The following is a 4,956-nucleotide window of genomic DNA, read 5'->3' as shown; positions in this document are numbered from 1 at the left end:
AGGCCCTGCTGGGCCGCAAATTCATCGGCGCAAAGGAGTCCATCCTCGCAACCGCAGAAGCGGCAATCCGGCTCGGACTGGCGAAGAAGCCGACGGCATGACCGGTGCCGCCTGTGGGCCTGCCCGCGCTCCCTGACAAGCGCCTGCCGACCTGGCTGGTCGGCGGGCTCGCGGGCTATCTGATCGCGCTCAAGCTCGTGCTGGTGTTCTTCGCCCAGCCGCAGATCGACGAGACCTACTACTGGCTCTGGGGCCAGCACCTCGAGCTCTCCTATCTCGATCATCCCGCGCTCCATGCCTGGCTGCAGGGGCTGGCCTCATGGCTGCTGGGCTGGAACCTGTTCGCCATGCGAGCCCTGACGCTGCTGACCAGCGGCATCACCATCTGGGTGCTCTACGACTGGTGCCGGCGCCTCGCGGGCGAGCACTGGCTGCAGGCGCTGTGCCTGACGATCGCGCTCTACTGCTCGAGCCCGATCATGCTGATCTATTCCAGCCTGGCGCTGATCGACCGGCTGCTGCTGGTCCTTGTCATGCTGGCGGTCCACTGCCTGGCGCGCTTCGGGACGACCTGGGAGGCGGAAGGGCGGCTCGCCCTGCGCTGGCTCTACGCCGGCGCGGTGTGCCTGGGCCTGGCGGTCCTCAGCAAGTATCTGGGCGCGGTCGCCGGGGCGGCGGCTATCGTGGTGGTGCTCGTGCGCCCGGGCCTGCGGCCGCTGCTGCGCTCGCCGCACCTGTGGCTGGCCGCGGGACTGGCCCTCGCCATCCAGGCGCCGACAGTGATCTGGAACAGCCAGAGCCCGGTGACCAATACCGCCTTCCAGTTGATGCTCTCCGATGCACCACCTCTGCAGGCCATCCGATGGACGGAGATCGTCACCATCCTCTCCGAGGCATTGATCCTGCTGTCGCCGTTCTGCGTGCCGGCCATCGCCGTGTTCCTGTTTCGCCGGTCGGGCCCGGGCCTGGGTGGTATGCTGCACGAGCTGTCGCGCTGGGTGTTCATCGTGTCCAGCCTGGGCCTGCTGACGCTCGAGGTGGTGTTCGCCCGCGACGTGATCGCCTACTGGAATGTGCTGGCCTACGCCGCCTTCTTCGGCCTCTCCGCCTGGTTCATCCGCAGCCGGGTGCTGCAATTGCTGCAGATCGGCTACGGCGCCGTCCTCAGCACGCTGCTGGTCTACCACTTCACCGTCTTTCCGTTTCTCGACGGACGGATCGGCGTGCGGGCAGGGGATTTCTACGGCTGGGACCGCATAGCGGCGGCAACCGCCGCGGCGCAGGCCTCCACCGGTGCCGCGTTCGTGGCGGCCGACAACTGGGAGTCGGGCTCCGAACTGGCATTTGCCATGCGCTCGCCCGGGGTGGTCTCGCTCTCCCCGCGCATCGACGCCTACAGCCAGTGGCAGGATGAGCAGTCGCTCGCCGGACAGACCGCGGTCGTCCTGGAGTCGCGCGACAGCCTCGCGGCGCTGCAGACCCGGTTCGATTCCCTCGAACTGATCAGTTCGATCGAGGCGATGTCGTGGGGCCGGCCGGTACGCAGCTATCGCCTCTATCTGGGCCGCGGCTTCAGGCCCGTCGCCCGCTGAGGCTCAATCCGCCCTCGGGCGGCCCCATCAGGTCGGGGTGTGGCGCGGGCGGGACAGCCCCCAGGCCGCGTACAGTCCGTTGACTTCGGCCATGGAGCGACACTCCACGAACGGTCGGCCGGCCATGGGGAGCGTCTCGCGCAACCGAGCCAGGTTCTTCGGCGAATTGATCAGCACCCAGCGGATCATCTCCCACTTGAGACTGTCCTTGTCACCGGCCAGGGAGCCGGGACGAGAGCGACGTTCAAACAGCGTCCGGCGCAGATACCGAAAGAGATTTGCCCAGCGACTGTCGCCAAGCAGGATGATGCCCGTCGCCCGGGCGATCCGTTGCGGCATCAGCACCGAGTAGTTGCCATCCATCACCCAGTTTTCGGCCTCGATCGCGGCATCATGGAGCTGCGCAAACGTCTCATCGCTGCGTTGTACCCAGTCGGTGTCGGGTAGATGCCTGAACAGGTCGACATGGAAGGCCTCGCAACCGAGCTTCGCAGCCAGGGCGACAGCCAGGGTCGACTTGCCGGCGTTCGAGGGCCCGCAGACCATGATCCTCGGACCAAGTTCGGCGAGGGGAAGGATCGTCGACATCGTGCACCTCGAAACAGAAGGGCCACCCGTCGCGGATGGCCCATCATGCTCAACAGGGTGGCCGGGCGTCCGTCACTCGGCCGGCTGCAGTTCCTTGCCGGTATAGACCTCCTCCACCCAGTACTGGTCCCGACGATCGAAGCCGTTGAACGGCGTCAGCGACGCCTGCGTGTAGGCGCCCATCAGGCCGAACTCGATCCAGTCGTCCTCGTCGATGTCGGCCGGCAGCGTGAACACCTGGGGCAGTACGTCGTAGCTGTCGCAGGTGGGGCCCCAGATGGTGAACTCCGAGAACTCCTGGTCGTTGTCGTGCAGCCGCGGACCGCGCCAGACTCGCACCGGAGGGGTGAAGTGCATGAACTTGACCTCCATCAGCGCGCCATAGGCCCCATCGTTGACATAGACCGACTGGCCGCCGCGCTGATGCTTGACGCGCAGCAGCAGCGACGTCGAGGACGTCACCAGGGCCCGGCCCGGCTCGATGATCAACTCGGGAGCGGACTTGCCGAAATTCTCCTTCACCGCGGTCGCGATGGTCTCGAAATAGTAGTCCATCGGCGGCGCCTCGCTGGTCGGGTAGGGGGCCGGGTACCCGCCGCCGATGTTGAGTCGCTTCAGTTCGATCCCTGACTCTTCGGCGATCTTGGCGGCCGCCGCGATGTGCCGCTCGTAGGCGTAGGCATCCTCGCACTGGCTGCCGACATGGAAGCACAGCGAGGGCGTGTAGCCCATCTGCTCCACCAGGCTCACGATCTCGGCGGCACCGTCCTGCATGACGCCGAACTTGATTCCGAAATCATACGACTTGAGGGCCTTGCCGGCCTTGAACCGTGTCGTCACCTCGATGTCGCGGCTGGGAGACACGACCGCGGCCAACTGGTCAAGCTGCTGCGGATGGTCGATCGTGAATGAACGGACGCCGAACTCTTCGTAGGCGCGCGCGATCTCGCGCTTGTTCTTGATCGGGTTGTTGTAGTGCATCACCGCGCCCGGCGCGTAGTCGCGCACGAGTTCCATCTCGCGGTTGGAGGCAACGTCGAAGGCCTTTAGCCCCTCTTCGTGCAATTGACTGAGAATGTGCGGCGACGGATTGCACTTCACCGCGTAGGTCAGGAGCCCGTCGAAACCCTTCTTGAAAACCTTCGTCGCGCGATGCAACTCCTTCGAGCAGAACAGGAAGCTCGGGAAGTCCGGCTCTTCCGTGGCGATCAGCTGCGAGGTGTTGGCATAGACCGTGGTTGGCTCAGACATCGGCGGCTAACCTTTCTAGGGTCCAGTGAGGGCGGGGAGAAAACGAGCGCTGCATATAGGGTCGATTGCCCCCTCTCGCAACGTCATATTTCCAGCAATACCTATCTATGTGCCGTCGATCAAAAAGGTGCCAGATTCGCGGCGTTTCTCGGGCGAGTAACGTGTGGCGCCGCAGGCGTTCGGCCGTAGGAAGAGGCGATGTCGAAGCAGGGATTGATCATCGGTCTGGCGGGGCTCGCCATAGGCATGGCCCTGGTGACTGCAGTTGCGGAATTCTCGAGTCGCCGTGGTCCGCCACCTCCCGTCTCAATGGAAGCGCATGCGCAGGAGGCCGTCGTCGAGCAGCGCGAGGTTCCGGTGTCCCGCACCGAGATGCAGCTCAGCTTTGCGCCACTTGTTCGACAGGTGACCCCGTCGGTCGTCAATGTCTACGCCACCACGATCAGCCAGCAGGCAACGTCCCCGTTCCTCAGTGATCCGTTCTTCCAGCGCTTCTTCGGTGGTGACGCTCCCTTCATGGAGTCCCGTCCACGCAAGTCGCAGTCCCTTGGTTCCGGCGTCATCGTCGACGCAGGCGGCGTGGTTCTCACCAATCACCATGTCATCGAGGGCGCGACCGATATCCGCATCGCCACGACCGACGGGCAGGAATACCCGGTCGATCTGGTGCTCGACGACCCCAAGACCGACCTCGCCGTGCTCAAGGTGAAGGACTCCGGGGGCCAGGTCTTCCCCGCTCTCGACTTCGCCGATTCAGACGCCCTCGAGGTCGGTGACCTCGTTCTCGCCATCGGCAATCCCTTTGGCGTCGGGCAGACCGTGACCTCCGGCATCGTTTCGGCGCTGGCGCGCACGGGGGTCGAAAGCTCGAACTACGAGTTCTTCATCCAGACCGACGCGGCGATCAATCCGGGCAATTCAGGTGGCGCACTGGTCGATCTGCAAGGGCGGCTGGTCGGCATCAACACGGCCATCGTTTCTCGCTCTGGCGGTTCGGTAGGCATCGGGTTCGCCATCCCCGCCAATATGGCCAAGCTCGTCGCCGAGACGGGTATCGCCGGCGGCGCGCTGGAACGGCCCTGGTTTGGGGCACGGCTGCAGAGCCTGACGTCCGACCTTGCCGACGGGCTCGGCATTGGCCGGCCGCGCGGCGCACTGATCGCAGAGCTTGCGCCGGGTGGCCCGGCCGACAAGGAAGGCTTCCGGCCGGGGGACGTCATCCTCTCGGTCGACGGCTTTGCCGTCGAGCAGCCGAGCGCCTTCGACTTCCGCCTTGCGACGCGCAAGATCGGCGAGACGGCGACGATCGAGGTGTTCCGCGAGGGGCGAACGGTGGACAAGACGATAGTGCTTGCTGCTCCGCCGGATGGCGGGACTCCGGTAACGGTCTCGGGGAACACACGCTTCGCTGGTACAACCGTGGACACCGTGACACCCGCTCTCGCGCAGGAACTCGGCCTTCCGTTTTCGGCAAGAGGCGTTCTGGTGCGCGCCGTTGCGCCTGGCTCGCCCGCCGAAGAGATGG

At 65.3% G+C, this 4,956-nt stretch carries 4 protein-coding genes; 2 read left to right on the top strand and 2 right to left on the bottom strand.

The features are described from left to right. The first annotated feature begins 113 nt into the window (after positions 1 to 113). Positions 114 to 1,592 (top strand): ArnT family glycosyltransferase, encoded by a 1,479-nt coding sequence (locus ACE3TU_RS18765; protein ID WP_374626997.1) that lies wholly within the window; start codon positions 114 to 116, stop codon positions 1,590 to 1,592. Between the two features lie 27 nt (positions 1,593 to 1,619). Here the strand turns inward: ACE3TU_RS18765 and ACE3TU_RS18760 are convergent, their stop codons facing one another. Both ACE3TU_RS18760 and ACE3TU_RS18755 read right to left on the bottom strand, forming a co-directional pair. Then, positions 1,620 to 2,180, bottom strand: a complete 561-nt coding sequence (locus tag ACE3TU_RS18760) for an AAA family ATPase (RefSeq protein WP_374626995.1) — start codon at positions 2,178 to 2,180, stop codon at positions 1,620 to 1,622. Between the two features lie 72 nt (positions 2,181 to 2,252). Beyond that, the gene (locus ACE3TU_RS18755) at positions 2,253 to 3,431 is read right to left on the bottom strand and encodes a hypothetical protein (RefSeq protein ID WP_374626993.1); all 1,179 of its coding nucleotides are present in this window, start codon (positions 3,429 to 3,431) and stop codon (positions 2,253 to 2,255) included. 198 nt (positions 3,432 to 3,629) lie between these two features. On the opposite strand from ACE3TU_RS18755, the gene ACE3TU_RS18750 reads away from it, so the two are divergent. After that, a partial coding sequence (locus tag ACE3TU_RS18750) for a Do family serine endopeptidase (protein ID WP_374626991.1) occupies positions 3,630 to 4,956 on the top strand: 1,327 nt, incomplete at its 3' end.

The sequence above is a fragment of the Devosia sp. genome (assembly GCF_041917035.1).
In the GTDB taxonomy this organism is placed as follows: Bacteria; Pseudomonadota; Alphaproteobacteria; order Rhizobiales; family Devosiaceae; genus Devosia_A.
The sequence above is the reverse complement of the archived record's forward strand: the minus strand, read 5'-3'. Positions and strand labels throughout refer to the sequence as shown.